24 protein-coding genes are annotated in these 26,497 nt (G+C 68.6%); 10 read left to right on the top strand and 14 right to left on the bottom strand.

The genetic code is table 11. The features are described 5' to 3' along the window. Window positions 1-8: 8 nt before the first annotated feature. From MWN33_RS12195 to MWN33_RS12185, 3 genes are all read left to right on the top strand, one after another. Entirely contained in the window at window positions 9-407 is a 399-nt protein-coding gene (locus MWN33_RS12195; protein ID WP_247201060.1) for a hypothetical protein, read from the top strand. 221 nt (window positions 408-628) lie between these two features. Then, window positions 629-1,033, top strand: a complete 405-nt coding sequence (locus tag MWN33_RS12190; protein WP_247201059.1) for a GFA family protein — start codon at window positions 629-631, stop codon at window positions 1,031-1,033. 154 nt (window positions 1,034-1,187) lie between these two features. Further along, a complete protein-coding gene (locus MWN33_RS12185) occupies window positions 1,188-1,769 on the top strand; it encodes a GNAT family N-acetyltransferase (RefSeq protein ID WP_247201058.1) in 582 nt (193 codons plus the stop codon). 153 nt (window positions 1,770-1,922) lie between these two features. On the opposite strand, the gene MWN33_RS12180 is transcribed toward MWN33_RS12185, so the two are convergent. From MWN33_RS12180 to MWN33_RS12160, 5 genes are all read right to left on the bottom strand, one after another. Further along, window positions 1,923-2,138 carry a cold-shock protein gene (locus MWN33_RS12180; RefSeq protein WP_013165949.1) on the bottom strand — a complete coding sequence of 72 codons (216 nt, stop codon included), beginning with the start codon at window positions 2,136-2,138 and terminating at the stop codon, window positions 1,923-1,925. A 290-nt stretch (window positions 2,139-2,428) separates the two neighbouring features. Further along, complete coding sequence (locus tag MWN33_RS12175) at window positions 2,429-2,641, bottom strand: cold-shock protein (protein ID WP_247201057.1); 213 nt, start codon at window positions 2,639-2,641, stop codon at window positions 2,429-2,431. Window positions 2,642-2,888: 247 nt separating this feature from the next. After that, entirely contained in the window at window positions 2,889-3,206 is a 318-nt protein-coding gene (locus MWN33_RS12170) for a glycine zipper domain-containing protein (protein WP_247201056.1), read from the bottom strand. A gap of 200 nt (window positions 3,207-3,406) precedes the next feature. After that, the gene (locus MWN33_RS12165; RefSeq protein ID WP_247201054.1) at window positions 3,407-3,727 is read right to left on the bottom strand and encodes a glycine zipper domain-containing protein; all 321 of its coding nucleotides are present in this window, start codon (window positions 3,725-3,727) and stop codon (window positions 3,407-3,409) included. Between the two features lie 161 nt (window positions 3,728-3,888). After that, window positions 3,889-6,168: an NADP-dependent malic enzyme gene (locus MWN33_RS12160; protein WP_247201053.1), complete on the bottom strand. Its 2,280-nt coding sequence runs from the start codon at window positions 6,166-6,168 to the stop codon at window positions 3,889-3,891. A 166-nt stretch (window positions 6,169-6,334) separates the two neighbouring features. On the opposite strand from MWN33_RS12160, the gene MWN33_RS12155 reads away from it, so the two are divergent. Beyond that, window positions 6,335-8,329: a hypothetical protein gene (locus MWN33_RS12155; protein WP_247201052.1), complete on the top strand. Its 1,995-nt coding sequence runs from the start codon at window positions 6,335-6,337 to the stop codon at window positions 8,327-8,329. A gap of 93 nt (window positions 8,330-8,422) precedes the next feature. Here the strand turns inward: MWN33_RS12155 and aspS are convergent, their stop codons facing one another. Together aspS and MWN33_RS12145 are read right to left on the bottom strand one after the other, a co-directional pair. After that, window positions 8,423-10,195 (bottom strand): aspartate--tRNA ligase, encoded by a 1,773-nt coding sequence (aspS, locus tag MWN33_RS12150; RefSeq protein WP_247201051.1) that lies wholly within the window; start codon window positions 10,193-10,195, stop codon window positions 8,423-8,425. Window positions 10,196-10,337: 142 nt separating this feature from the next. Further along, window positions 10,338-10,808 carry a DUF992 domain-containing protein gene (locus MWN33_RS12145; protein ID WP_247201050.1) on the bottom strand — a complete coding sequence of 157 codons (471 nt, stop codon included), beginning with the start codon at window positions 10,806-10,808 and terminating at the stop codon, window positions 10,338-10,340. A 142-nt stretch (window positions 10,809-10,950) separates the two neighbouring features. Here MWN33_RS12145 and rnd point away from each other — a divergent pair, with 142 nt between their 5' ends. Beyond that, the gene (gene rnd / locus MWN33_RS12140; RefSeq protein ID WP_247201260.1) at window positions 10,951-12,123 is read left to right on the top strand and encodes a ribonuclease D; all 1,173 of its coding nucleotides are present in this window, start codon (window positions 10,951-10,953) and stop codon (window positions 12,121-12,123) included. 44 nt (window positions 12,124-12,167) lie between these two features. On the opposite strand, the gene MWN33_RS12135 is transcribed toward rnd, so the two are convergent. The 4 genes from MWN33_RS12135 to MWN33_RS12120 are packed head-to-tail and all read right to left on the bottom strand — an operon-like array spanning window position 12,168 to window position 17,944. Then, entirely contained in the window at window positions 12,168-13,727 is a 1,560-nt protein-coding gene (locus MWN33_RS12135) for a Ppx/GppA family phosphatase (RefSeq protein ID WP_425531996.1), read from the bottom strand. Then, the gene (locus MWN33_RS12130) at window positions 13,724-16,054 is read right to left on the bottom strand and encodes an RNA degradosome polyphosphate kinase (protein WP_425531995.1); all 2,331 of its coding nucleotides are present in this window, start codon (window positions 16,052-16,054) and stop codon (window positions 13,724-13,726) included. The genes MWN33_RS12135 and MWN33_RS12130 overlap by 4 nt, the downstream gene beginning before the upstream one ends. A 19-nt stretch (window positions 16,055-16,073) precedes the next feature. Further along, window positions 16,074-16,805: a P-loop NTPase family protein gene (locus tag MWN33_RS12125; RefSeq protein WP_247201046.1), complete on the bottom strand. Its 732-nt coding sequence runs from the start codon at window positions 16,803-16,805 to the stop codon at window positions 16,074-16,076. Window positions 16,806-16,819: 14 nt separating this feature from the next. Further along, entirely contained in the window at window positions 16,820-17,944 is a 1,125-nt protein-coding gene (locus MWN33_RS12120; protein WP_247201044.1) for an AI-2E family transporter, read from the bottom strand. A 26-nt stretch (window positions 17,945-17,970) separates the two neighbouring features. Between MWN33_RS12120 and MWN33_RS12115 the strand changes: the two genes are divergently transcribed. Next, a complete protein-coding gene (locus MWN33_RS12115; protein ID WP_281493750.1) occupies window positions 17,971-19,341 on the top strand; it encodes a benzoate/H(+) symporter BenE family transporter in 1,371 nt (456 codons plus the stop codon). 3 nt (window positions 19,342-19,344) lie between these two features. On the opposite strand, the gene MWN33_RS12110 is transcribed toward MWN33_RS12115, so the two are convergent. Continuing rightward, window positions 19,345-20,412: a sensor domain-containing diguanylate cyclase gene (locus tag MWN33_RS12110; protein WP_247201041.1), complete on the bottom strand. Its 1,068-nt coding sequence runs from the start codon at window positions 20,410-20,412 to the stop codon at window positions 19,345-19,347. A 207-nt stretch (window positions 20,413-20,619) separates the two neighbouring features. Here MWN33_RS12110 and purM point away from each other — a divergent pair, with 207 nt between their 5' ends. Next, window positions 20,620-21,702, top strand: coding sequence for a phosphoribosylformylglycinamidine cyclo-ligase (gene purM / locus MWN33_RS12105; protein WP_425531994.1), 1,083 nt, complete (start codon window positions 20,620-20,622; stop codon window positions 21,700-21,702). Between the two features lie 7 nt (window positions 21,703-21,709). Beyond that, the gene (gene purN / locus MWN33_RS12100) at window positions 21,710-22,363 is read left to right on the top strand and encodes a phosphoribosylglycinamide formyltransferase (RefSeq protein ID WP_247201038.1); all 654 of its coding nucleotides are present in this window, start codon (window positions 21,710-21,712) and stop codon (window positions 22,361-22,363) included. 2 nt (window positions 22,364-22,365) lie between these two features. Here the strand turns inward: purN and MWN33_RS12095 are convergent, their stop codons facing one another. Next, entirely contained in the window at window positions 22,366-23,193 is an 828-nt protein-coding gene (locus MWN33_RS12095; protein ID WP_247201036.1) for a transglutaminase-like domain-containing protein, read from the bottom strand. 173 nt (window positions 23,194-23,366) lie between these two features. On the opposite strand from MWN33_RS12095, the gene MWN33_RS12090 reads away from it, so the two are divergent. Then, window positions 23,367-23,828, top strand: coding sequence for a MarR family winged helix-turn-helix transcriptional regulator (locus tag MWN33_RS12090; RefSeq protein ID WP_247201035.1), 462 nt, complete (start codon window positions 23,367-23,369; stop codon window positions 23,826-23,828). A 22-nt stretch (window positions 23,829-23,850) separates the two neighbouring features. Then, entirely contained in the window at window positions 23,851-24,252 is a 402-nt protein-coding gene (locus tag MWN33_RS12085) for a DUF1398 domain-containing protein (RefSeq protein WP_247201033.1), read from the top strand. Window positions 24,253-24,256: 4 nt separating this feature from the next. On the opposite strand, the gene MWN33_RS12080 is transcribed toward MWN33_RS12085, so the two are convergent. Beyond that, window positions 24,257-26,443: a molybdopterin-containing oxidoreductase family protein gene (locus tag MWN33_RS12080; protein ID WP_247201031.1), complete on the bottom strand. Its 2,187-nt coding sequence runs from the start codon at window positions 26,441-26,443 to the stop codon at window positions 24,257-24,259. Between the last annotated feature and the right edge of the window lie 54 nt (window positions 26,444-26,497).

Here is a 26,497-nt window from a genome sequence, read left to right as displayed (position 1 = left end):
GGTTTGCCATGGTATACGACAAATTGGGTGATCATTGGCAAATGAACGCGTACGTGCCTACCGCAATCTATTTCGAAGAAGCAGATAGCGTGGAGTACGTCCGGAAGGACGTTCCATGCGTATACAGGCGTGTCGACGATCTACTCACACTCATCCTCGACATGGATGATCGCCAGCTAATCGGCTTCAAGATAAAGGGCTTCCGAAATTTCTATATTCGGCACCGCTCGATCAACCACAATAATTCCAAAGAATTTCTTTCGTTGATGAACGTAATTCAAAAGGCTGCACGTGAATTAGGTGACGATTTATTTAAGAACAATGAGCGCGGTCGCGCATATGAACAAGCTGGAGCTATAGCGCGAGAGGATCGAGTTACTCTTCAAGAGTTCCCTGAGGTGGCCTGAGAGCACTGCCCCAAGGGCTATGAAGGCGAGGCCTGCCCCGAGTGCCAGAACTTCACCATGGTGCGCAACGGCACCTGCCTGAAGTGCGAGACCTGCGGATCGACGACGGGGTGCTCGTGAGCGCCTGATAGGATAGAACAGCAGAACGGCCGGGCTTGCCCGGCCGTTTTCATTTCGGGCGCGCGACATGACGCTCGGGCAATCAGAAACGGGAGGGAACCATGTCCGACACCCACACGGGCGACAGCCATGCGGACGACATTTCCGGCGGCGCCGCCCGCCGGCTTTCCGGCGGCTGCCATTGCGGCGCCGTGCGCTACACGGTCAGCCTCGACCTGTCGCATACCATCGCCTGCAACTGCTCGCTCTGCGCCAGCAAGGGGCTGATCCTCGCCTTCGCGCCGGAAAGCGCCTTCGAACTGGAAGCGGGCGAGGCGAAACTGCGCGAATACCGCTTCAACCGTCACGTCATCAGCCACATGTTCTGCGCCGATTGCGGCGTGGAGAGCTTCGCCCGGGCACCGGCCCCGGACGGCACGCCGACCGTCGCGATCAATGTGCGCACGCTGTCGGGCATCGACCCGGCCACGCTTTCCCCTGTCGCCTATGACGGTCGCGCCGCCTGAGGCGCGACGCCGGGCCGGCCGCAGGTCGGCCATCCCTGTGCCTCCGCGCTTCCCCCCGGCGGGGCAACCTGCCGCAACGGTACGTTGCGCACGAGGCCCTGGGCGCGATATCGAGAAGGTAGCCGAGCCCGCCCTCGAACGTCGCGTCCTTCCCATGAACGCCCCCCTCGATCCCGCCCCCCTCGATCCCGCCGCGCTCATCCCCACCCTTGAGACCCCTCGCCTCCTCCTGCGCCCCTACCGGCTGGAGGATTTCGACGCCTATGCGCGGATGTGGGCGGAGCCTGAGGTGACGCGCTTCATCGGCGGGCAGCCGCTGTCGCGCGAGGCGGCATGGGTGCGCTTCCTGCGGCAGATCGGCCTCTGGCACCATCTCGGCTTCGGCTTCTTCGTCATCGAGGAACGCGAGAGCGGGCATCTCATCGGCGAGGCCGGCTTCCACGACATGAAGCGCACGCTCATTCCCTCCATCGAGGGCACGATGGAAGCCGGCTGGGCGCTGGTGGCCGCCGCGCAGGGCAAGGGGCTGGCCGAAGAGGCGATGCGGGCCGCGCTCGGCTGGGGCGACGCGCACGGGCGCGGCACGAGCTTCACCTGCATGATCGAGCCGGACCATGCCGCCTCGCTGCACGTCGCCGGCAAGCTGGGCTTCGTCCGGCTCACCGAAGGGCTCTATGGCGGCCGGCCGGTGGTGCTGCTGGAGCGCCCGCGCGGGCCCGCCGTACAGGCCGGCTGAGGCACGCGCCTCATACCAGTCCCGCCCGGCATGGCACCCCGAGGCGCCCGTGAGCACACATGAAAAAGCCGCCGGCCCGGCGGGACCAGCGGCTTTCCTCATTTGTGGCGAAACGCCGGCGGCTGCGGGCCGGCGGCGTCCCGTCTGTCGGCCTCAGCCGACGCGCAGGTTGACCGCGGAGGTCTTGCCCGAGCGCTGATCGGTCTGCAGCTCGAAGGACACCTTCTCGCCGTCGCGCAGGCCCTGAAGGCCCGAACGCTGAACCGCGCTGATATGGACGAACACGTCCTTGCCCGCGCCATCAGGCTGAATGAAGCCGTAGCCCTTCTGATCGTTGAACCACTTCACGGTGCCGGTCTGGGTAGACATAAGGGTAGTCTCACGTATCGAGGTTGCGAATGTCAGCTGGAGCCAGGCCCCTGCCGCTGGGTCGAATTTGGAAGAAGTGCTGAACGTGCACCCCGCGTGGCAAGGTGAAACGGCCCAGAGTCCAGCCAAAGTCTGCGCGCGAGACTAGCGCGAATGGCCGTCTTTGCAAGGGGCGGCGCAGCCATATGTGAGGCGCGCCCAGCAGAAATGTCGCCGTTCCGTCAAGGAACGACGACATTGTATTCAATCTAAACGGACAGAACAGTCCGCAAATGCAGTCTCCGTTGGCGTCAGAGAGGACGCAGATCGACTGCCGAGGTCTTGCCGGACCGCTGATCGGTCTGGAGTTCGAAGGAAACCTTGTCACCGTCGCGCAGGCCCTGGAGACCGGAACGCTGGACCGCGCTGATGTGGACGAAGACGTCCTTGCCGCCATTGTCGGGCTGGATGAAGCCGTAGCCCTTCTGCTCGTTGAACCACTTAACCGTGCCGGTATCTGCCATTAGAAAGAACCTTCGAGACCTGTGTGACAGCCAGCGCGCCGCTGCGGACCCGCCGATTTGCAGCCGAGTTCTGGGAATAAAGGCTGCTACGCGAAAAAGCAGCCCCGTCATCCGGCAAACGCGTGCTGCCCACAGCTTGGTCAGGAATGTGTCAATTCCACGGCAAATTCGGCCACAATTCCGGCGTAAAGCGACAATCCGGCGAAAACTTACCCTAGGTCATATGCAGGTGACCGAAATGCCGGGTTCAGCGCCAGCAATGGCGGCGGTCGACCCGTACCACGCGACCGTTGCGCTGGCGCAGATAGCAGCGGTTGCCGCGCCGGAAGTAATAGGCGCGGGCCCGACTGCGGTTGGCGCCGATGGCCGCGCCGGTGCCGGCGCCGACCGCCGCTCCCACCGCCGCGCCGCGCCCGGTGCCCGTCACCGCGCCGCCCACCGCCGCGCCCGCCACACCGCCGATGACGGCGCCGCGCGCCGCGCTGCTCTGCGCCCCGGCCGGCGGGGTGGGCCACAGCAGGAGCGTGGCGAGCAGGGCGGCCGCGAGGGTCAGGCGGGTCTTCATGGATCGGTTCTCCGGGATCGGAATGGCGCCCGGCCGCGTCGCGCGAGGCCGGTGGATGTGAATGGCAGCGATTGAGGGGCGCGGGACATGCGAGCGGCCCGCACGGCCGCCGCTATGGGGACAACCCGCCCCGCCAAGGCCCGCCGGACGCCCGCCGGGCCAGCAGCGCCCGTCGGCGCTCTTCGTTCAGTTGCTCTTCGTCAGCAATAGCTCTTGCTGACCTTCACCACCTGCCCGTTGGGGTAGCGGTAGAAGCATTTGCCGCCGGACCAGAAATAGTACGAGCCCTTCTTCTTTTTCTTATCGCTCTGGTTGCCGATGATCGCTCCGGCGGTGCCGCCGACCACGGCGCCGGCCACCGCGCCGCCGGCCGTGCCCGAAACCGCGCCGCCGATGAGCGCGCCGGTCGCCCCGCCGATCAGGGCGCCGGCGGCCGTATCGTTGGCCCGCGCGGGGGCAACCGGCGTGCCGAGAGCGGCACCGGCCGCGATCAGCACCGCGAGGGAAAGGCGGGCAAGCATGGAGGGCTCCTGTGGCGAACCGTACCGGCGGCGCGAGCGTTTCGCCGCTGCGCCTGCCGGTACATGAGGACCATCATAGACCGGAAGCGCGCGCCCGTCAGCGCGCGCCTTCCCACGTCAAGCGCGCGCCGTCAGCGCGCACCTGCCCTGCGGCGGGAGACTCAGGCCCCCTGCGCCTCGACCACCGCGATGGCGGTCATGTTCACCACGCCGCGCGCCGTCACCGAGGGGGTGAGCACGTGGGCGGGATGCGCCGGGCCGAGCAGGATCGGCCCGACGGGGAGCGCGTCGCCGAACACCTTCACCATCTGGTAGGCGATATTGGCGGCGTCGAGATTGGGCATGACGAGGATGTTGGCGACGCCGTTGAGCCGGCCGCCCGGCATCACACGCTCGCGCATCTCCGGCACCAGCGCGCTGTCGCCTTCCATCTCGCCGTCGACCATCAGCTCCGGGGCGCGCTGCTGGATGAGGTCCAGCGTGTGGCGCATCTTGATGGCGCTGCCGTCGTCGCGGCTGCCGAAATCGGAGTGCGAGAGCAGTGCCACCTTCGGCTCGATGCCGAAGCGCTTCACATGCGCGCTCGCGAGCTGGGCCATCTCGGCGAGGTCGTCGGCCGAAGGGTCGAGCTGCACCTGCGTGTCGCAGAGGAAGAAGGCGCCCTTCTGGGTCAGCAGCATGGAGAGTGCCGCGACGTCCCGCACGCCCGGCGCGAGGCCGATGATGGTGCGGATGTGGCGCAGGTGGCGGATGAAGCGCCCCTCGACGCCGCACAGCATGGTGTCGGCGTCGCCGCGCACCACCGCCAGCGCCGCGATCACGGTCGGCGTCGTGCGCACCAGCGTGCGGGCGAGCTCGGGGGTGACGCCGCGCCGGCCGGCGCGCTCCACATAGGTCTGCACATAGTCGCGGTAGCGCGGATCGTCCTCGGGGTTCACGAGGTCGAACTCGCGGCCGGGCCGGATCGACAGGCCGAAGCGCTGCAGGCGGGTCTCGATCACCGAGGGGCGGCCGATGAGGATCGGGCGGGCGATGCCCTCCTCCACCACCACCTGCGCCGCGCGCAGGATGCGCTCATCCTCGCCCTCGGCGTAGATCACGCGCTTGGGCGCCTGCTTGGCGGTGGCGAAGATCGGCTTCATCACCAGGCCGGAGCGGAAGACGAAGCGGTCCAGCCCTTCGAGGTAGCCCTCGAAATCGGCGATCGGCCGCTTGGCGACGCCCGACTCCATCGCCGCCCGCGCGACCGCCGGGGCGATGCGCAGGATCAGGCGCGGGTCGAAGGGCGAGGGAATGAGCGAGGTGGGGCCGAAGACCGGCGTCTCGCCGCCATAGGCGCGGGCCACCACGTCGGACGGCGTCTCGCGCGCCAGCTCGGCGATGGCGTTGACGGCGGCGACCTTCATCTCCTCGTTGATCGTGGTGGCGCCGGCATCGAGCGCGCCGCGAAAGATGAAGGGGAAGCACAGGACGTTGTTGACCTGGTTGGGGAAGTCCGAGCGGCCGGTGCAGATCATGGCGTCGGGCCGCGCGTCGCGGGCGAGGTCGGGCATGATCTCGGGGGTCGGGTTGGCCAGCGCCATGATGAGCGGGCGCTCGCCCATGGTCTTCAGCATCTCGGGCTTGAGCACGCCGCCGGCGGACAGGCCGATGAAGATGTCGGCGCCCTCGATCACCTCGGCCAGCGTGCGTTTGTCGGTCTTCTGCGCGAAGGCGGCCTTGTAGGGGTCCATCAGCACGTTGCGGTCGGCGTAGACCACGCCCTCGATGTCCGTGACCCAGATGTTCTCGCGCCGCGCGCCCATGGAGAGCAGCAGGTTCAGCGTCGCGATGGCGGCGGCACCAGCGCCGGAGGTGACGATCTTCACATCCTCCAGCTTCTTGCCGCCGATGTGCAGCGCGTTGACGATGGCCGCCACGACGATGATCGCCGTGCCGTGCTGGTCGTCGTGGAACACCGGGATGTTCATCTTCTCGCGCAGCCGGGTCTCGATCTCGAAACACTCGGGCGCCTTGATGTCCTCAAGGTTGATGCCGCCGAAGGTCGGCTCCAGCGCGGCGACGACGCTCACCACATGGTCGGGTTCGAGCGCGTTGATCTCGATGTCGAAGACGTCGATGCCGGCGAATTTCTTGAAGAGGACGGCCTTGCCTTCCATCACCGGCTTGGAGGCTTCCGGGCCGATATTGCCCAGGCCCAGCACGGCGGTGCCGTTGGAGACGACGGCGACGAGGTTCTGCTTGGCGGTCAGCTCGGCGGCGAGCGAGGTGTCGGCGGCGATGGCCTCGCAGACGGCGGCGACGCCGGGGGTGTAGGCAAGGGCAAGGTCGCGCTGGTTGGCGAGCGGCTTGGTGGGCTGGATTTCGAGCTTACCCGGCCGCGGAAGCCGGTGGTAGATCATCGCACCCGAGCGCAGATCATCGGAGATATATGAGGCCATGACGTTTCCTTCCCCCGGACGTGGCGGCGGAGCATAGGGATTCTGCCGCGCCGTACAACGTCTCTCCCAAAATGTAATGCCCGCCTTTCGACGGTTGGTTTATCGTGCGCGGCAAGTTGCGGCGGCCGCGAGCGCGCCCCGCGCGTCCCTCTCAGGTTCCTGCCGCATGCGCAAGACATTCGTTGTCGCTTTCGTCGCCCTCCTCGTCGCCGGCGTGGGCGGTTATCTCGGGTTCACCGCCTTCGTCGCCCACCTCGCCCGAAGCCATGTCGACGCCGTTTTGGCCAATCTCAAGGCAGGCGGCGTCGATGCACAGGCGGGCACCGTCTCCTATGACGTGATCGCCGGCCGCTTCGAGCTGCACGATCTCTCGCTCTCCGCGCCCGGCCAGGGCACCCTGAAGATCGCCTCCTTCGTGGCCGACGGGGTCGAGCGTCCCTCCCCTACCCGCATCTTCGCCCATGACGTGGCCATCGAGGGCATCGCCTTCGATGGGCCGCTGCCGCTCGCCCCGGCGGTCGAGGCGAGCTACCGCGCCCCGCGCATCGAGCTTGCGGCCGTCGAGATTCCCGCCACCGAGCCCGCGCCGGGCACGCCGTGGCAGGTGGCGATGGACGTCTTCGAGAAGGTCACGACCGACCGCGTATCCATCCCCGGCTCGACGGTGAGGACCACCAGCGGCACGGGCGACCAGCGTATCGAAACCGAGGTGATGCACGGCGCCGCGACCTTCGAAATGCTGAAGGATGGCCGCTTCGCGCGGGCCTCCGTCGCGCCCTCGCGCTTCACCGTGGGCGGCGCGCCGCGCTATGCCGGCAGCGGCTCCGTGGGCGATATTCTGGCCGAAGAGGTCGACCTCTCCGCCCTCTTGATCCTGCTCGATCCCGAGCGCCGCGAAGCGGCGACGCAGTTCCGCACCCTCTATGGCGCCGTCACCGTGGCGGGCTACGACATCGCCGCCGGCGACGGGCTGAAGCAGAGCTGGGAGAGGCTGGAGCTGCGCGACGTCGCCATCCGCCCCTCGGCCATTCCCGCCGAGGAACTCTTCGCCCTCGGCCGGCAGATGCAGGCGCTGGCGGCGCGCGGCGAGAAGCTGCCGCCCGCCGACGCGGCCCGGCTGATGGAAGCGCTGGCGAGTATCTATGACGGCGGGCTGCGCGTCGGCTCCGCAACCTTCGAAGGGCTGCGCGGGGCGATGCCGGACGGCGGCACCGCGACGCTGGCGACGCTCAAGGCGGGCCCCTTCGACGAGGGCCGGCTCGACACGCTCACCCTGGAGAAGCTGAAGGGCACCGAGCCCGGCGGCGCCCCCTTCCGCCTCGACCGGCTTGCGGTCGGCGGGCTGCGCCCCGGCGCGGCACTGACGCTTGCCGCGCAGATCACCCATGAGCCGGACGCATTGCTGGAATGGCCGGCGTCGCTGTTCGGCCTCGTCGGCACGATCGAGCTCGACGGCGCCGAGGGGCCGACCGGGTCGGGCGAGCCGGTGAGCATCGACCGGCTGGCACTCTCCTGGACCGGCGAGCCGGACGCCCTGCCCACCCGCCTCTCCGCCAGCCTGCGCATGACCGGCCCGACCGGCGCGGTCGATCCGAACCAGAGCGCCTTCGCGCTGGTGCCCGGGCAGGTCGGGCGCGCCAGCATCGCCGCCGATATCGGCGCGGCGTGGAACGAGGCGGCCGGCACGGCGACGCTCGACCCCTTCTATGTCGAGGTCTCCGACGCCTTCTCGGTGACGGCGAAGCTGTCGCTGAGCGAGGTGGACGATTCCGTGTTCTCGACCGAGCCGGACGAGGCGATGGCCGGCATCGGGCACGTCAACCTCGCCGGACTCGACATCACCGTCACCGATTCCGGGCTCTATCAGGAGAAGCTGGACGATGCGGCGAAGGAGCAGGGCATGTCCGCCGACGACATCCGCCAGCTCATCGCCGGCTTCGCCGACCTGCTGCTGGCGCAGGCCGTGACCGACCGGCCGGAGCTCGGCCCGGCGGTGCAGGCCTTCGTGGACTTCGTGCAGCACCCCGGCAGCACGCTGGCGCTGCGCATCACCCCGCGCGCCGGCCCGCTGCCGATGCTCGCCATCGTGGAGGCGCTGACCGGCGCGGACGCGCTCGGCATCGTCGATGAGCTCAATGTCGAGGTGATCGGGAAGAACTGAGGGGGTCGCTCTCCATCCGGCACCCGATCCCGGATCGGCCTTGCGGCCGTCCGGGATGACGCTTACCGGGGTCGCGTCCTCACTTCTCCGGCCTCACTTGTCCTGCACGTTGGTGCGGATGTGCAACTCGCGAAGCTGCTTCGGGCTCGCCTCGTTCGGCGCGCCCATGAGGATGTCCTGCGCCTGCTGGTTCATCGGGAAGATGGAGATTTCGCGCAGGTTCGTGGTGCCGCAGAGCAGCATCACGATGCGGTCGACGCCCGCCGCCATGCCGCCATGCGGGGGCGCGCCGTACTGGAAGGCGCGGTAGAGGCCGCCGAAGCGCTCCTGCACCGTCGCCTCATCATAGCCGGCGATCTCGAACGCCTTCACCATCGCCTCGGGGCGGTGGTTGCGAATGCCGCCGGAGGCGATCTCGTAGCCGTTGCAGGCGATATCGTACTGGAACGCCTTGATCGTCAGCGGGTCCTGCGTCTTCAGCGCCTCCAGCCCGCCCTGCGGCATGGAGAAGGGGTTGTGCGAGAAGTCGACCTTCTTCTCGTCCTCGCTCCACTCGTAGAAGGGGAAGTCGACGATCCAGGCCAGCTCGAAGCGGTCATGGTCGATGAGCTTCAGCTCCTCGCCGACGCGGGTGCGGGCAAGGCCGGCGAACTTCACGAACTTCGCGGGGTCGCCCGCGACGAAGAAGGCGGCATCGCCGGCGCCGAGGCCGAGCTGCTGGCGAATGGCCTCGGTGCGCTCGGGACCGATGTTGTTGGCGAGCGGGCCGGCGCCCTCACTACCTTCGCGCCACATGATGTAGCCGAGGCCCGGCTGGCCCTCGCCCTGCGCCCACGAGTTCATACGGTCGCAGAAGGCCCTGCTGCCGCCGCCCTTGCCGGGAATCGCCCAGACGCGGTTCTGCTCGGCTTCCAGCAGCCGCGCGAACACCTTGAAGCCGCTCCCGCGAAAATGCTCGGAGACGTCCTGCATCTCGATGGGGTTGCGAAGGTCCGGCTTGTCGGTGCCGTATTTCTCCATCGACACCGCATAGGGAATGCGCGGCCAGTTCTTCGTCACCGGCTTGCCGTCGGCGAAAGCCTCGAACACGCCGGTGATGACAGGCTCGACGGCGGCGAACACGTCTTCCTGCTCGACGAAGCTCATCTCCAGATCGAGCTGGTAGAACTCGCCCGGCAGGCGATCGGCGCGCGGGTCCTCGTCGCGGAAGCAGGGAGCGATCTGGAAGTAGCGGTCGAAGCCGCTCATCATGATGAGCTGCTTGTACTGCTGCGGCGCCTGCGGCAGTGCGTAGAACTTGCCGGGGTGCAGGCGACTCGGCACGAGGAAGTCGCGCGCGCCTTCCGGCGAGGAGGCGGTGAGGATCGGCGTCTGGAACTCGAAGAAGCCCTGCGCCTTCATCTTCGCGCGCATGGCGTCGACGATGGCGCCGCGCGTCATGATGTTCCTGTGCAGCTTCTCGCGGCGCAGGTCGAGGAAGCGGTAGCGCAGGCGCGTCTCTTCCGGATACTCGACGTCGCCGAAGACCGGGAGCGGCAGCTCGGCGGAGGCGCCCAGCACCTCGATCTCGGTGGCGTAGACCTCGACCTGGCCGGTCGGCAGCTCGGGATTTTCGGTGCCGGCGGGGCGCAGGCGCACGCGCCCGTCGATGCGGATCACCCATTCGGCGCGCACCGTCTCGGCCAGCTTGAAGGCCGGGCTGTCGGGATCGACCACGACCTGCGTCAGCCCGTAATGGTCGCGCAGATCGACGAACAGCACGCCGCCATGGTCGCGGATGCGGTGGCACCAGCCCGAGATGCGGGCGGTGTCGCCCACGTCGCTCGCGCGAAGGGCTCCGCAGGTGTGCGTGCGATAGCGGTGCATGGCGTCTTCCCGAGGCTGCGTGCGGCCGTCACGGGCCGTCAAAGAACTACACCCCTCTCGCGGGGCGCGCGGAGGGGTGCATGCAGGGCCGGGCTTTGTCAAGGAGCGGGCCGGGCGGGGCATCGCCCGCCCGGCGGCAGGCTCACTGCACGTAGCGCAGGTGCAGGCCGCCGACGCCGAGCGCCAGCGAGGCGCCGACATTGCCCTCGACCGAGATCGGGTTGAGCGCGATGGACTGGTCCGAGCCGACCAGCACGTTGGCGCCGACGCCGACGCCGAGCGCCACGTCGCCGGTCACGCCGCCATAGGGGCCGGCCAGCGCGCCGGGCGCCACCGACTTGGTGAGCGCCAGCACGCCCCAGGTCATCACGCCGCCGCCGGTCACGCCGAGCTCAAGGCCGATGTTCTTGATGGTGCCGGCATATTTCTGCACCGGGCTGTTGTCGGCGGGGGTGAAGGTGCAGGTCAGCTCCTGCTTGGATTCGACCAGCATGCCGATGCTGGCGCCGGCATTGCACACCAGCACGCCGGCATCGACGCGCTCGGCGGCGGCAGCGGGAACGAAGGAGCCGGCCAGCACGGCGGCGGCAAGGGCGAAGGCGACGTTCTTCATGGGGTTCCCCGGGAGCAGCCGGCCCGCGCCGGCGGTTGAATTCGCGTACGATTCGTAAAGGCGAATGGTTAAGGCTTCTCGACAATTGCGGCGCTATTTCGGGGTGTAACCGCGGCACGACTCCGATATGAACATGTTCGACATGAACATGATCACGACAACCGAAGAGCTGAAGGACGCCTGCGGACGACTGTCGCGGCACCCCTTCATCACCATCGACACCGAGTTCCTGCGCGAGACCACCTTCTGGCCGAAGCTGTGCGTCGTGCAGCTCGCGAGCACGGACGAGGCGGTCGTCATCGACGCGCTGGCGGAGGGGATCGACCTTGCGCCCTTCTTCGACCTGATGTCGGACGAGAAGGTGCTGAAGGTCTTCCACGCCGGCCGGCAGGATATCGAGATCGTCTGGCACCTCGCCGGCATCATCCCGCATCCGGTGTTCGACACGCAGGTGGCCGCCATGGTGCTCGGCCACGGCGATTCCATCTCCTACGACCAGCTCGTGCAGCGCCTCACCGGCCATGTGCTCGACAAATCGCTGCGCTTCACCGACTGGTCGCGCCGCCCGCTGACGCCCGCGCAGGTCGCCTATGCCGAGGCGGACGTGACGCATCTGCGCGACGTGTTCCTCAGGCTCGACGCCGACCTCAAGAAGCGTGGCCGCGCCGACTGGGTGGGCGAGGAGATGGCGGTTCTGACCTCGCCGGAGACCTACCGGCAGGAGCCCGAGCGGGCCTGGGAACGGCTGCGCTCGCGCGCTCGCAAGCCCAGAGACCTCGCCGTGCTGATGGAAGTCACCGCCTGGCGCGAGCGCGAGGCGCAGGCGCGCGACATGCCGCGCTCGCGCATCCTGAAGGACGACGTGATCGGCGAGATCGCCTCCCAGCATCCCTCCTCCGTCGAGAAGCTCGGCCAGTTGCGCTCGATCCCCAAGGGCTTCGAGCGCTCCCGTTCCGGCGAGGCCATCGTCGAGGCGGTGAAGGCCGGGCTGGCGCGCGACCCCAAGACGCTGCCGCGCATCGAGCGCGACAAGCCGCTCTCCAACGGCGCCTCGGCAACGGTCGAGTTGCTGAAGGTGCTGCTGCGCATGACCAGCGAACAGCACGGCGTCGCCGCCAAGGTGATCGCCACGGTGGACGACCTCGAACAGATCGCCTCGGAGGAGGAGCCGGACGTGCCGGCCATGCATGGCTGGCGGCGCGAGCTGTTCGGCGAGCGGGCGCTGGCGCTGAAGGGCGGCCGGCTCGCGCTCGCCATGCAGCGCGGCCGGGTCATCGCGGTGGAGCGCATCGCCGCTCCGGCAACCGACGCCTGAACCGCAGAAAGCACCTCGGGCGGACCGGCGGCCGGTGAGGAGCGTCAGGCGCTCGTCACCACCATCGGCTCCCGGCCGATCAGCCGCGCCAGCGTGCGCAGGCGGTTGACGACGCGCTCGCCGCCGAGCGGCGCCAGTTCGCCCATCAGCATCAGCGCCAGCTTGCCGCGCTCGACGGTGAGCGGGGTCAGCGGTAGCGTGCCGGGCATGGCGGCCGAGAGGATATATCCTACCCGCATCGCCGCGCCGAGAATGCGCGCGCGATCCAGCAGCCGGGCCGACACCAGCTCGCGGATGCGCGGGGACAGGTCCTCGTCGATCAGCCCGACATGGCGGTAATAGATCGCCAGTGCCAGGAAGGCGCGGCCGGGATGGTCGACGCCGATGAAGGCGGCGTGGGCGATGAGGTTGAGGCTCTGCTCGCCGCGATAGTCGGGATGCGCGCGCCAGCTTATGTCCGACAGCAGGCAGGCGGCGTGGCGCAGGCGCTTCTCCTCGGCGCTTTCGTCGATGCCGCTCGACGCCATGAAGCGGTCGGTCCAGGCGATCAGTTCCAGCCCGTGCTCGGGCGAGCGCGAGCGCACCTCGTTGAGCTCGGCGGCGGCGCTGATCAGCGGATCGGCCCGGCGCTCCTCGTCGGAGAGGAGTTCGTAGAGCCGGCCCTCGCGCACGCCCTGCGCGGAGAGGAAGACGCTGGCCGGCTTGCCGATGCGGATGATGTGCTCCAGCACCAGCGCGCCATAGGCGAGCAGCGGGCGGCGCACGTCGGAAACGGTATCGATGCGCGAGAGCGTATCGACCGGCACGCGGCGCACGAGACGGCAGAATTCCAGCGCCTCGCGACCGGGGATGACATAGCCGTGCATCACATGCAGGGGATAGCCGCGCTGGAACATGTGCAGCCGCGCCAGCGCGCGCCAGGTGCCGCCCACCGCGTAGAAGGTGCGGCCCTTCAGATGTTCGAGATGCGGCTCCTTGGTCAGAAGGTCCTTGGCGATCTTGTCGGCCTTCTTGAGCGAACGGCCGGAGGTATCCTGCAGCGCGAGGCCGCCGAGCGGGAAGGTGACGCCGGAGCCGATGCGCTGGCCATGCAGGTCCGCCAGCTCCAGCGAGCCGCCGCCGAGATCGCCGACCACGCCATTGGCGTGATGCACGCCCGAGAGGATGCCGAGGGCGGAGAGCTGCGCCTCGCGCTTGCCGGAGAGCACCTCGACCTCGGTGCGGCAGATCTCGGTGCAGGCGGCGACGAATTCTGGCCCGTTGGAAGCGTCGCGCGCGGCGGCGGTGGCCAGCACATAAAGCCGGCCGACGCCCATGCGGTCGCACAGCACGCGGAAGCGCCGGAGCGTGAGCAACGCCTTCGCCACCGCGTCGGGGTTGAGCTTGCCGGTGGTCAGCACCTCGCGGCCGAGGCCGCAGGAGGCCTTCTCGTTGAAGATCGGCGTCGGGCTGCGGGAGAGCTGCTCGTAGACGACGAGGCGGACCGAGTTCGAGCCGATGTCGATGACGGCGATGGGCGCGACGAGGCCGTGGCCGGCCTCGCGCGAGGTGCTGTGGAAGGCGTCTGTCGTCAAGGCGTCGGATTTCCGGCTGTCGGACTTCATGGCGTCACGCGGTCGCGGCGGCGGATGAGGCTGCGCGGCGAGGAGTCCTTCAGTGACTTGCCGCGTCCCGACAGGCTCGGATTGGTCATGAAATACTGCTGGGCGTTGAACTTCTCCTCGCCCTCCCCGACCACGATGCGCTCCGAGGAGCCATCCTCCAGCACGCGCCAGCTCTGCTGGTTGTCCTGCAGGTTGGCGACCATGATCTGGTCGAGGATCTGCATGTGCACGGTCGGGTTCACGATCGGGCACAGCGCCTCGACACGGCGGTCGAGATTGCGCGGCATCAGGTCGGCGGAGGAGATGTAGAGCGCCGCCTCCTGATGCGGCAGGCCGTGGCCGTTGCCGAAGGCGTAGATGCGCCCGTGTTCGAGGAAGCGGCCGACGATGGACTTGACGCGGATGTTCTCCGACAGGCCCGGTACGCCCGGCCGCAGGCAGCATATGCCGCGCACCACGACATCCACCGGCACGCCGCTCTGGCTGGCGCGGTAGAGCGCGTCGATGATGGTCGGGTCGACCAGCGAATTCATCTTGAGCCAGATCGCCGCCGGCTTGCCCGCCTTGGCGAAGCCGATCTCGGCGTCGATATGGTCGAGGATGCGCGCCTTCAGCGTCAGCGGCGAGACGGCCATCGCCTCCAGCTCCGCCGGCTCGGCATAGCCGGTGATGAAGTTGAAGATGCGCGCCACGTCGCGGGCGATCACCGGGTCCGCCGTGAAATAGGACAGGTCGGTGTAGATGCGCGCGGTGATCGGGTGGTAGTTGCCGGTGCCGACATGGCAGTAGCTGGCCAGCGAACCGCCCTCGCGGCGCACCACCAGCGACAGCTTGGCGTGCGTCTTCAGCTCCAGGAAGCCGAACACCACCTGCACGCCGGCGCGTTCCAGGTCGCGCGCCCAGCGGATGTTGGCTTCCTCGTCGAAGCGCGCCTTCAGCTCGACCAGCGCGGTGACCGACTTGCCGGCCTCGGCGGCCTCCGCCAGCGCCTTGATGATCGGGCTGTCGGAGGAGGTGCGGTAGAGCGTCTGCTTGATGGCGACGACGTTCGGGTCGCGCGCGGCCTGCTTGAGGAACTGCACCACCACGTCGAAGGATTCGTAGGGGTGGTGGACCACAAGGTCCTTCTCGCGGATCGCCGCGAAACAATCGCCGGCATGGTCGCGGATGCGCTCGGGGAAGCGCGCATTATAGGGCTTGAACTTGAGGTCCGGCCGGTCGATGCCGACGAGTTGGCTGAACTCGTTGAGCGCCAGCACGCCGTCGACGAGGAACACCTCGTCCCCGGCCACCGCCAGCTCGCGGGCAACGAAGCTGCGCAGTTCCTCCGGCATGGAGGCGTCGATTTCCAGGCGGATCACCTGCCCGAGACGCCGGCGCTTCAGCGCGGTCTCGAACTGGCGCATCAGGTCCTCGGCCTCTTCCTCCACTTCGAGGTCGCTGTCGCGGATGACGCGGAAGCCGCCCTGCCCGCGCACGCGGTAGCCGGGGAACAGGCGGCCGATGAACAAGCCGATCATCTGTTCCAGCGTGATGAAGCGCTGCACCCCGCCCTCGCCGTCCGGCAGGCGGATGAAGCGGTCGATCTTGGCCGGCACGCGGATGAGCGCGTTCATCGGCCGCCCGTCATGGATGCGGGCGAGCTGGAGGGCCAGCGAGAAGCCGAGATTCGGGATGAAGGGGAAGGGGTGCGCCGGGTCGATGGCGAGCGGGGTGAGCACCGGGAAGACGTGGATGAGGAAGAAGTCGTCCAGCAGCGCGCGGTCGGCCTTGTCGACATCGGCGCCGTCCACCAGCACGACATTGCCGGCGACCAGCTCGTGGCGCAGTTCGCGCCAGCGCGCCTGCTGGTCCTCCGCCAGCGCCGCCGAGGCGGCCGCGATGAGCGGAAGCTGCTCGGCCGGGGTCAGCCCGTCGGGGCTGCGCCCGCCATAGCCCTCGCGCAGCTGCTCCTTGAGGCCCGCCACGCGGACCATGAAAAACTCGTCGAGATTGTTGGCGGAGATGGAGAGGAAGCGGAGCTGCTCCAGCAGCGGGTGCTCGCGGTTGGAGGCTTCCTCCAGCACGCGGCGGTTGAACTCCAGCCAGGACAGCTCGCGATTGATGAAGCGGGCCGGCGAGGTGGCGATATCCGCCTCCAGCGAGGCGGTCACCACCGGCGCATGCACGGGCAGTTCGCCCAGCTCGGAGGTCATCGCGACCCCGGTCTCGCTCTCGTTCAACCCTGCCACCCCTTCTGCCACCGCCTCGGGCGGGACGCCCGGCTTGGCAACGATCCTTTTCGACCGGCGCGAAGGTCGCCGCGCAGCGTTACGACTGGATGACATGGTGCACGCAACCTGATGGTTAGACAATTGACGGTGGAGCGAGCGACGGTGGGGCGAGCCCTGCCTCCGGCGCATCGGCGGCGCGGGCGCGCAGAAGCTCCGAAGCGAGAGCCCGGGTCAAGGGCTTCTTGCGCGCCAGCGCCTCGCGGTCGAGTTCGCCCACAATGTCGCGGAGCGCCGCGATGGAGCGCTCCACACGCGGGAGCATATAGCTCAGCAATGCCTGATCGGGCGTGATCTGCCGGTCGGCGAACAGCTTGACCGCCACCGCCGCCAGCAATTCGCCGTCCGGCGGGCCGAGCGTCACCGTCGGCAGGGCACGCAGCCGCGAGGCAAGATCGGCGGTGGCGAGCGTGGCGGCGAGCGCGGCGGGCGGGCGCCGGGTGGTGAGGAGAAGATGCGCGCCCTGCTCGCCGACGAGGTTCAGCAGGTGGAACAGCGCCGCCTCCGGCACCTCTCCCTCGCCGAGATCTTCGACCACCAGCGCCCTGCCGGCCAGCAGGCCGGGCAATGCATCGGCGTCCAGTTCGGCGGCCGCCACGATCGGGGCGCCGCTCGCCTGCGCGAAGATGGCGGCCAGATGCGACTTGCCCGCGCCCTCCGGTCCCACCAGCGCCAGCGCGCGCGCCGGCCAGTCCGGCCACGCCTCGATGAGCGCCAGCGCCGCCTCGTTGGCCGGGCCGGGCAGGAAATCGTCGCGCGTGCGGCTGTCCGCATGCGGCAGGTCGAGGGGAAGCTGGCGCGCGGCCATGGCTCAGGCCGTCCTCAGCGGTTCCGCGAATCCGGGATCGCGGCGATGGGCGGTGGAGGTAGCGCGCTGGGCTCCTCCTCACCGGTATAGAGCGGGCTCTCCAGATAGCGGGTGATGGCGAAGCGCACGAGCACGCCCACCGCCGCCGCCAGCGGCACCGCCAGCAGCAGGCCGAGGAAGCCGAGCAGATAGCCGAAGGCCAGCAGGGCGAACATCAGCCACACCGGGTGCAGCCCCACGCTGTCGCCCACCAGCTTGGGCGAGAGGATGTAGCCCTCGATGAACTGACCGAACACGAAGATGCCGATGATGATCGCGATCATCGAATAGTCCGGGAAGAACTGCACGATGGCGACGCCCGCCGCCAGCACCAGCCCGGTCAGCGAGCCGACATAGGGGATGAAGGTGATGATCCCTGACACGAAGCCGATGACGAAGCCGAAATTCAGCCCCGCCATGGTGAGGCTGATGGCGTAGAAGCTGCCGAGGATGAGGCACACCAGCGACTGCCCGCGCACGAAGCCGGCAATGGCGCGGTCCATCTGCTCGGCAAGGCCGCGCACCACGCCGCGATGCTTCACCGGCAGCCAGCCGTCGACCTTCACCACCATGTGGTTCCAGTCGTTGAGGATGTAGAACGCCACCACCGGGGTGATGACCAGCAGCGAGAACAGCGAGATCAGCGCCTGGCCGCCGGTCCACAGGCCCTGCAGCAGGGTGAGGATGTAGGAGGCGCCCTGCGAGACGAGATCGTTGAGCCCCTGCTGGATGTTCGGCATGCGGTCGCCGATGAAGTCGCGCAGCCAGGAGGCGCGCGAGCCCTCGCTGGCCAGCATGTTCTGCAGCTTGACGATGTATTCCGGCAGGCGCTGCACGAAGGCGGCGAGCTGAGCGCCGAAGATCGGCAGCACCAGCAGCAGCAGCATGATGCCCACCAGCAGCGTCAGTGCGATGGTGACGAGCGAGGCGAGCAGCCGGTTGACGCCCCAGCCCTCCAGCCGGGTCGTCACCGGGTTGAGGAAATAGGCGAGCGCAAGGCCGGCGACGAAGGGCAGCAGCACGCTCGACAGGAGCCAGGCCATCAGCACGAAGGCCGCCAGCACCGACACCCAGAACGTCACCTGCTTGTGCCAGGCCATCCGCTGCACACCCTCTTCCGTCCGGCATGCCGCCGTCCAGCCATAGATACAGGAAAACGCGGCGGTGCGATGCACAAGACGCGGCAGGCGGCGTCCTGCCCCCGCCATTCACAGAGGCGTCGGCCGAAGGCAGCGATGGCGATTTGGCCCGCGCCGTGGCAAAAGGCGCTCTCTGCCTGCGACCCGACCGTCACCTGCTTCGAAGACTTGCTTCGCGCAAAACGCTTCGAACCGCCCGCGTGAAGCGCCCGATGCGTTCCTCCCTCGTCACCTCCGCCGTCGTCGCCTCCCTCGTCGGTTTCGGCGGCACGCTCCCCCTGATCGTCGCCGCCTCGCAGGCGGTGGGCGCCACGCCGGGGCAGACCGTCTCCGGCGTCATCGGGCTGTGCCTGTCCATGGCGCTGACCTCGGCCTATTTGGGCTGGCGCCACCGCATGCCGATCATCACCGCGTGGACAACGCCGGGCGCCGCGCTGATCGCCGGCGCGCACGGGCTCACGGCGGAGACCACCGTCGGCGCCTTCCTGCTGGCGGGCGTGCTGATCCTCGTGACCGCAGCGGTGAAGCCGCTCGGCGCGCTGGTGCAGCGCCTGCCGGTCTCGATCGCCGCCGCCATGCTGGCGGGCGTGCTGTTCCGCTTCTGCACCGCCGTGTTCACCGCCGGCCAGGCCGACCCGCTGCTGGTGCTGCCGCTGGTGCTGATCTTCCTGGTGGCGCGGCGCATCAGCCCGTTCGGCTCGGTTCTGGCGGTGCTGGTCATCGGCATCGCGCTCGCCTTCTTCCTCGGGCGGGTCGGGCCGCTGCCGGCCGGCACATGGCCGACGCTGGAGCTGATCGCCCCGCGCTTCGACCTGCACGCGCTGATCGGCATCGGCCTGCCGCTCTATGTCGTCACCATGGCCTCGCAGAACCTGCCCGGCCTCGCCGTGCTGCAGGCGGCCGGGTACAAGCCGCCGGCCCAGTCGATCCTCGCCGCCACCGCCGTGGCCTCGCTGATCACCGCCCCGCTCGGCTCGCTCACCAGCAATCTCGCGGCGATCACCGCCTCGATCTGCACCGGGCCGGACACCCATCCCGATCCGGCCAAGCGCTGGCTGGCGACGCCCTTCTATGCAGCGAGCTATCTGGTGCTGGCGGCCGGGGGAGCATTTGTAGTGGCGCTCATCGCCGCGCTGCCGCCGGGACTTGTCGCCACCTTCGCCGGGCTTGCCCTGCTGGCGCCGCTGGTCAATGCGCTCAGCACCGCCATGGGCGACACTGCCAAGCGCTTCCCTGCCGTGCTGACGCTGGCCGTCACCGCCTCGGGCGTCAGCCTTCTCGATATCGGTTCGGCCTTCTGGGGGCTGACGGCGGGGCTGATCGCGCTCGGAATCGAACGCGCGGGTGCCCGGCGCTGATCTTCAGTTCGCCACGCGCCGCGCGTTCTTCTCGCGATACATAAGCTCGTCGGCCTGCTGGAGCAGGCTGTCGAGCATCCCGGCGTCGCCGCCCTCGGCCTCCACGATGCCGAGGCTGAACGACAGCCGGTAGGGACGCGTGGCGGCGGCATTGAAGACATCGAGCGCCGCCGCCAGCCTGCGCCGCATGTCTTCCGCCGACGCGACGGGATCGAACAGGGCGGCGCAGAATTCGTCGCCGCCGAGCCGGGCGAGGACGTTCGCCTCGGGGAGCGCGACGCGCAGCACGGCGGCGAAGCCGGTCAGCATGTCGTCGCCGGCGGCATGCCCGTGCAGGTCGTTGACCCGCTTCAGACCGTCCACGTCGAGATAGACCAGCATGACGCGCCGGATATGTGCCATCGCCCGCTCGCAGACGGTGTAGAAACCCCGGCGGTTGGTGAGGCCGGTCAGCTCGTCCGTCACCGACAATGCGCGGATGGCACTGTTGGCGCGGGTGAGCTCCTCGGTGCGCTCGATGACGCGGCGCTCCAGCTCGCCCTGGACGCGCAGATTCTCCATCGCGACCGAAGTCGAATCGGCCAGCGCCTGCAGAAGCTGGAGGTCGGCCGACGTCGGCACATGTGTGTCCGCCCAATAGGCGCCGATGGCGCCGATCGGATCGAGGGTGCGGATCGGCACCATGGTGAGGCTCTTCACGAAGGTAGGGCGATAGGCGTCGTGCGGAATGCGCGGATCTGCGTAGATATCCGGCACGATGACCGCCTGCCGGTTGCGCATCACCCAGCCGCTGATGCAGGTCTCCTGCGGAAATTTCAGCCCTTTCCACAGCGGCGCGATGGCATCCTCGTCGGCGTAATAGCAATAGAGGCCGCCATCGTTCAGCACGAAGGTCGTGCCGTCGCTGCCGGTCAGCGCCCGCGCGGTGGTGCGCACGATGCGCTGGATCTCCGCGAGGTCGCGGGCCAGCGACAATTCCTGCACGGCGGCTACCAGAAGATCGGCTCTTTGGGCGAAGCGCCGTAGATCGGCGCCGTCGCGCGTGTCGTCGCCCTGATCGAGTGCCGACACAGCCACGTTCAATGACGTCATGATGTAGGGCCGAGTTGTATCTCGTTACTGTATACAACGCCCGGATCGCCCTGCAAATCACGGTCTGCGGAGAATCGCCGCCTCACCCGTGCAGGCCTGCGAACCTTGCCCGCCAGGCGCGGAAAGCCGCCCCGCCTTGCCTGCGGACCGATTAGCCGTTAATCCGCGAGCATTCCTCGGGGACGCATGATGACGAGCAACGACAAGGGCCTCAGCTATCGCGACGCGGGCGTCGACATCGACGCCGGCAACCGGCTGGTCGATCTCATCAAGCCGCTCGTCAAGGCGACCCGCCGGCCCGGCGCCGATGCCGATATCGGCGGCTTCGGCGGCGTGTTCGACCCCAAGGCCGCCGGCTTCAAGGACCCGCTCATCGTCGCCACCACGGACGGCGTCGGCACCAAGCTGAAGATCGCCATCGAGACCGGCCGGCACGAGACCATCGGCATCGACCTCGTCGCCATGTGCGTCAACGATCTGGTGGTGCAGGGCGCCGAACCGCTGTTCTTCCTCGACTATTTCGCCACCGGCAAGCTGGCCCCGGAAGTCGGCGCCAAGATCGTTGCCGGCATCGCGCAGGGCTGCAAGGAATCCGGCTGCGCGCTGATCGGCGGCGAGACCGCCGAGATGCCCGGCATGTATGCGGAAGGCGACTATGACCTCGCCGGCTTCTCGGTCGGCGCGGTGGAACGCGGCGAGCTTCTGCCCTCCCCCAATGTCCGCCCCGGCGACGTGCTGCTGGGCCTCGCCTCCTCCGGCGTGCATTCCAACGGCTATTCGCTGGTGCGCCGCATCGTCGAGGTCTCGGGCCTCGGCTGGGACGCGCCCGCCCCCTTCGCGCCCGGCAAGGCGCTCGGCGAGGCGCTGCTCACCCCGACCCGGCTCTATGTGAAATCCGCGCTGGCGGCGATCCGCTCGACCGGCAAGGTCAAGGCGCTCGCCCACATCACCGGCGGCGGGCTGACCGAGAACCTGCCGCGCGTGCTGCCCAAGCACACGGTCGGGCGCATCGACCTCGCCGGCCTTGCCGTGCCGCCGGTGTTCCGCTGGCTGGCGCAAATCGGCAAGGTGGCGCCGGAGGAGATGCTGCGCGCCTTCAACTGCGGCATCGGCATGGTGGTGGTCTGCGCGCCGGAAGATGCCGAGACGGTGGCCGACGCCTTCGCCGATGCCGGCGAGGAGGTCGTGCATCTCGGCGCCATCGAGCCCGGCGAGGGCGCGGCCCATGTCGTCTATGACGGCGCGCTTGCGCTGGGCGAGCCGCTCTGAGGGCGCCATGACCAAGCCCCGCGTCGCCGTGCTGATCTCCGGGCGCGGCTCCAACATGATGTCGCTGATCGAGGCGGCCGCCGCCCCCGGCTTTCCCGTCGAGATCGCCGTGGTGATCTCGAACCGGCCGGACGCGCACGGCCTCGCCCGCGCGCAGGCCTGCAACATCCCCACCCGCAGCCTCGACCACAAGGCGTTCCCCGACCGCGCCGCCTTCGATGCCGCGCTCGACGCGGTGCTGGAGGAGGAGCAGGTGACGCTGGTCTGCCTCGCCGGCTTCATGCGCCTGCTCACATCCGGCTTCACGCAGAAATGGGCCGGGCGGATGATCAACATCCACCCCGCCCTGCTGCCGAGCTTCAAGGGCCTGCACACCCATGAGCGCGCGCTGGCCGAGGGCGTGAAGATCCATGGCGCCACGGTGCATTTCGTCACCGCCGAGATGGATGTCGGCCCCATCATCATGCAGGCCGCCGTGCCGGTGCTGGAAGCCGACACGCCGGACACGCTGGCCGCGCGCGTTCTGGCGCAGGAGCACGTGATCTATCCGGCGGCGCTGCGCCTCGTCGCCGAGGGCCGTGCCCGCCTCGACGGCGCCCGGGTCGCCATCGACGAATTCGAGATCACCCCGCCCGCGCTGGTGGTACCGCCGGCGCCCTGAGTTCAGGCGATGCCGACCGCCCGGACGGTCGGCTCCTCGTCCTCCACCTCCTCCAGCGGAGCGATGGAAACTTCCATGCCGGTCATGACAGCATCGCCGTAGATGGTCGCGAAGGCGGCATCCGCCGCGTCGCGCCCCACGCCGATGCGCACCAGCCCCTGCAGCGCCGCCTTGCGGGTCGGGTCGAAGAGATACCAGGCTCCATCCAGATAGCATTCGAACACCGCGTGGAAGTCCGGCGGGTCGAGCTGCCAGGCATAGGAACTGGCAAAGCGGGCGGGAATCGCCAGCGCGCGGCAGAAGGCGATGCCGAGATGGGCGAAGTCGCGGCACACGCCGGCGCGCTGCACCATCGTGTCATAGGCCGAGGTCTGTGAATCGGAGCTGCCGCTCAGATAGTCGACATTCTCGTAGATCCAGTTGCAGATCGCCGTCACACGCTGGTGGCCCGGCGGCAGGGCGCCGAATTCGCGATGGGCGAAGCGCGCCAGCCCGTCGGACTCGCAGTAACGGCTGGGGTTGAGGAAGGGAATGGCCTCCAGCGGCAGTTCCGCCACCGGCGTTTCGCGCAAGGTGGCGGGGTCGGCGTCATACATGGAAAGTTCGACGGTGGCCTCGTAGTCCACCTCGAAAGTGCCGGGCTCGACGACAACCCGGACCAGCCGCGTGCCGCCGTCGAGCTCGTGGCGGTCCAGCGCCACGGCGGGCGTGAGGTCGAGCCGCTCGGCAAGGATCTTCTGGTTGCGCAGCGCCGCCGCCTCGATGTTGAGGATGAAGACGGTGGTTTCGCGCACCTCATAGGCGAGCCGGGAGGCAACGGTGAATTTCATGGGTGCGGGTTCCGATGGGGAGACGTTGCCCCTATGACGCGCGCCGCGAGGTTCGGTTCCCTCCGATACCGCAGCTTGCGCCACACGAAGATCGCTTGATGATTGACTAGGAAATCATACAGATGTAGTTTCCTAGTCAATCATCTTTCTCCCTTTCAGCGGTTCGCCGTTCCATGACCCGTCCTCCCCCCGTCCCGGCGCTTCAGGACCATCTCGGCTTCTGGCTGCGGCTCGTGTCGAACCATGTCTCGCACGCCTTCGCCGCCCGGCTGGCCGAGCGCGAGGTGACGGTCGCCGAATGGGTAACGCTGCGCACCCTGCATGCCCGCCCGCCGCTCTCCCCGAGCCGGCTCGCCGCGGAGATCAGCATGACGCGCGGCGCCATCACCAAACTGGCCGACCGGCTGATCGCCAAGGGACTGGTGCGGCGGGAGGCCGATCCCGAGGACGGGCGCGCCCAGACGCTCGCCCTCACCCCGGCCGGGGCGGCGCTGGTGCCCGCCCTCGCCGCGCTGGCCGATGCCAACGACACTGCCTTCTTCGCGCCGCTCGACGCCCGCGAGCGCGCGACGATGGAGAAGCTGTTACGCCGCCTCGTCGACGCGCACGGCCTCGCCGCCCTGCCCGTCGACTAGCCTCAACCGAAGGAGACTGCCCATGGACCCGCGCAAGCAGGCCGTCGCCGCCGCATGCCTGAAAGGCGCCGAAGAGAACACGCTCAGCTTCCCTGAAATCGTCGGCACGCTGATGGCCGAGGGCTTCGAGAGCTACCTCGTCGATTTCCGCCGGGCGCGGGCGAGCTATTATCTCCCGGACGGCGAGAGCTTCGAACTTGCCACGCATCAAGTCGAAGGGCCGATCGCCCCCGCCTTCCACGCCGGAGCGCTTCAGGCGGCGATCCGCGAGGCGCAGCAACAGGTGCCGGGATACACCTACAGGGGCTTCTGCGCCAAGGCAGCGGCGGCCGGCTGCGCCTTCTACATCGTCTCCTTCCCCGGCCGCCGCGCCCTCTATGTCGGACGCACGGGCGAGACCCATGTCGAGCGCTTCCCGGATTAACCGATCACTCCGCCGGCTCCGCCACCCGCGCGATGCTCACATGGTTGTCGTGCAGCGCCGCGCCGCCGACCGGGGCGACGGGGTCGGCGCCGGTCAGGCTGTTTATGCCGCGCCCGCCCTTATGGGAACGGTTCGGCCAGATCGATTCCGCCACCACCACGCCGCGCCGCAGCCCGTCGAACAGGCGCGCATGCAGGCGCACCTCGCCACGCGGGCTGGTGACGCGAAGAAGGTCGCCATCTGCAATGCCGAGTTCGGCGGCGTCGGCGGGGTGGATCAGCAGCTCGGGGCGCCTCTCGCGCGCCACCGAGCCCGGCGTCTCCGTGAAGCTTGAATTGAGGAAGGAGCGCGCCGGCGAGGTGACGAGGCGGAACGGATAGTCCGCCGTCGGTTCCTCGATCACCGCCCAATGGTCCGGCCATTCCGGCATCTGCTCATGCGGGCCGAAGCGGCCCGGCGCGGCAAACGGCACCTTCGCCCAGTCCGGCTTGAGACGGAAGCGACCGTCCGGCCAGGCGAAGCCCTTGAGATAGTGCGAGGTCTCGAAATCCGGCTGCACGTCGAGGAAGCGCTTCTCCTCCAGCTCGTCCACCGTGCCGCGCCCGGTCGCCTGCAGCATCCAGTCGATATGCTCGCGCGGGCTCATGTCGAAGCCCTCATGCGCGGCGCCGAGACGCTGCGCCAGCGCGCCGATCACCTCGTGATTGCTGCGGCACTCGCCCGGCGGCTCGACCAGCTTGGGGCCGAGGATGACATACTGGTTGCCGCCGCCCTGATAGAGGTCGTCATGCTCGGTGAACATGGTCGCCGGCAGCACGATGTCCGCCATGCGGGCCGTCTCGGTCATGAACTGCTCATGCACGGCGACGAACAGGTCCTCGCGCGCGAAGCCGGCCATCACCTTCGACTGGTCGGGGGCGATGGTGACGGGGTTGGTGTTCTGGATCAGCATGGCGGTCACGGGCGGGCCGCCGAGCAGGGCCTCGGGATCGCCGGTCAGGATGTCGCCGATGCGCGACTGATCGAGCTCGCGCGAGGTGACCTTGATGTCGCGACCCTCCACCATGCGCTTGTTCCAGCGGTAGATCGCCGAGTTCGAATGGAACACGCCGCCGCCCTCGTGCTTCCACGCGCCGGTGACGGTCGGGATGCAGCTCACCGCGTGCATCGCCACCGCACCGTTGCGCGAGCGGGTGAAGCCGTAGCCGGCGCGGATGAAGGTGCGTGGCGTGCGGCCGATCAACTGCGCGAAAGCCTCGATCTCCGGCTCCGGCAGCCCGGTGATGGCGGCGGCCCAGCCGGGCGTGCGGTCCTGAAGATGTGATTCAAGACCGGCCGGATCGTCAGCGAATTCAGCGAGATAGGACCGGTCGGCGAGACCGTCCCTGAACAGGACATGCATGATGGCGCAGGCCAGAGCGCCATCCGTACCCGGACGGATCAGCACCGGGATGTCCGCCTGCTCCATGGTGGGCGAGCGGTAGACGTCGACCACCGCGATCTTCGCACCCCGCTCCTTGCGGGCGCGGATGGCGTGCGTCATCACGTTGATCTGCGTCGACACCGGGTTGGTGCCCCAGATGACCACGAAGTCGGACTTCGCCATCTCGCGCGGGTCCGGCCCGGCGAGGCGGCCCGTGCCGGCGAGGAAGCCGCTCCAGGCCGGGTTCACGCAGATCGAGGAAAAGAAGCGCGAATAGCCCTTGGCGTGGGTCAGCCGGTTGATGCCGTCGCGCATCACCAGCCCCATGGTGCCGGCGTAGTAATACGGCCAGACCGTCTCCGGCCCATGCGCACGCTCGGCCTCGCGGAAGCGGTGGGCGATCTCGTCCAGCGCCTCGTCCCAGGAGATCGGCGCGAAGGCGCCCTCCCCCTTCGGGCCGACGCGCCTCAGCGGCCGGGTCAACCGGTCGGGATGGTTGGCCCGCTCGGCATAGCGCGCCACCTTGGCGCAGATGACGCCGGCGGTGAAACTGTTGGCGCGCGATCCGCGCACGCGGCCGATGCGCCCGTCGGCCACCTCGATCTCCAGCGCGCAAGTGGAGGGGCAGTCGTGCGGGCAGGCGGAATAGCCGGTGCGGGTGGCCGCGCGGGGATCGGCGACGCGGGGATCGGCGACGCGGGGATCGGCGGCGCGGGGATCGGCGGCGCGGGGATCGGCGGCGCGGGGATCGGGAATGTGCTGATTCATGACAAAGGCGCTCCGCCACCATGGTAGCGGAGCGCCTCGTCTTTTCACACCTCA

This window comes from Ancylobacter koreensis (assembly GCF_023016525.1).
Taxonomy (GTDB): Bacteria; Pseudomonadota; Alphaproteobacteria; order Rhizobiales; family Xanthobacteraceae; genus Ancylobacter; species Ancylobacter koreensis.
The sequence above is the reverse complement of the archived record's forward strand: the minus strand, read 5'-3'. Positions and strand labels throughout refer to the sequence as shown.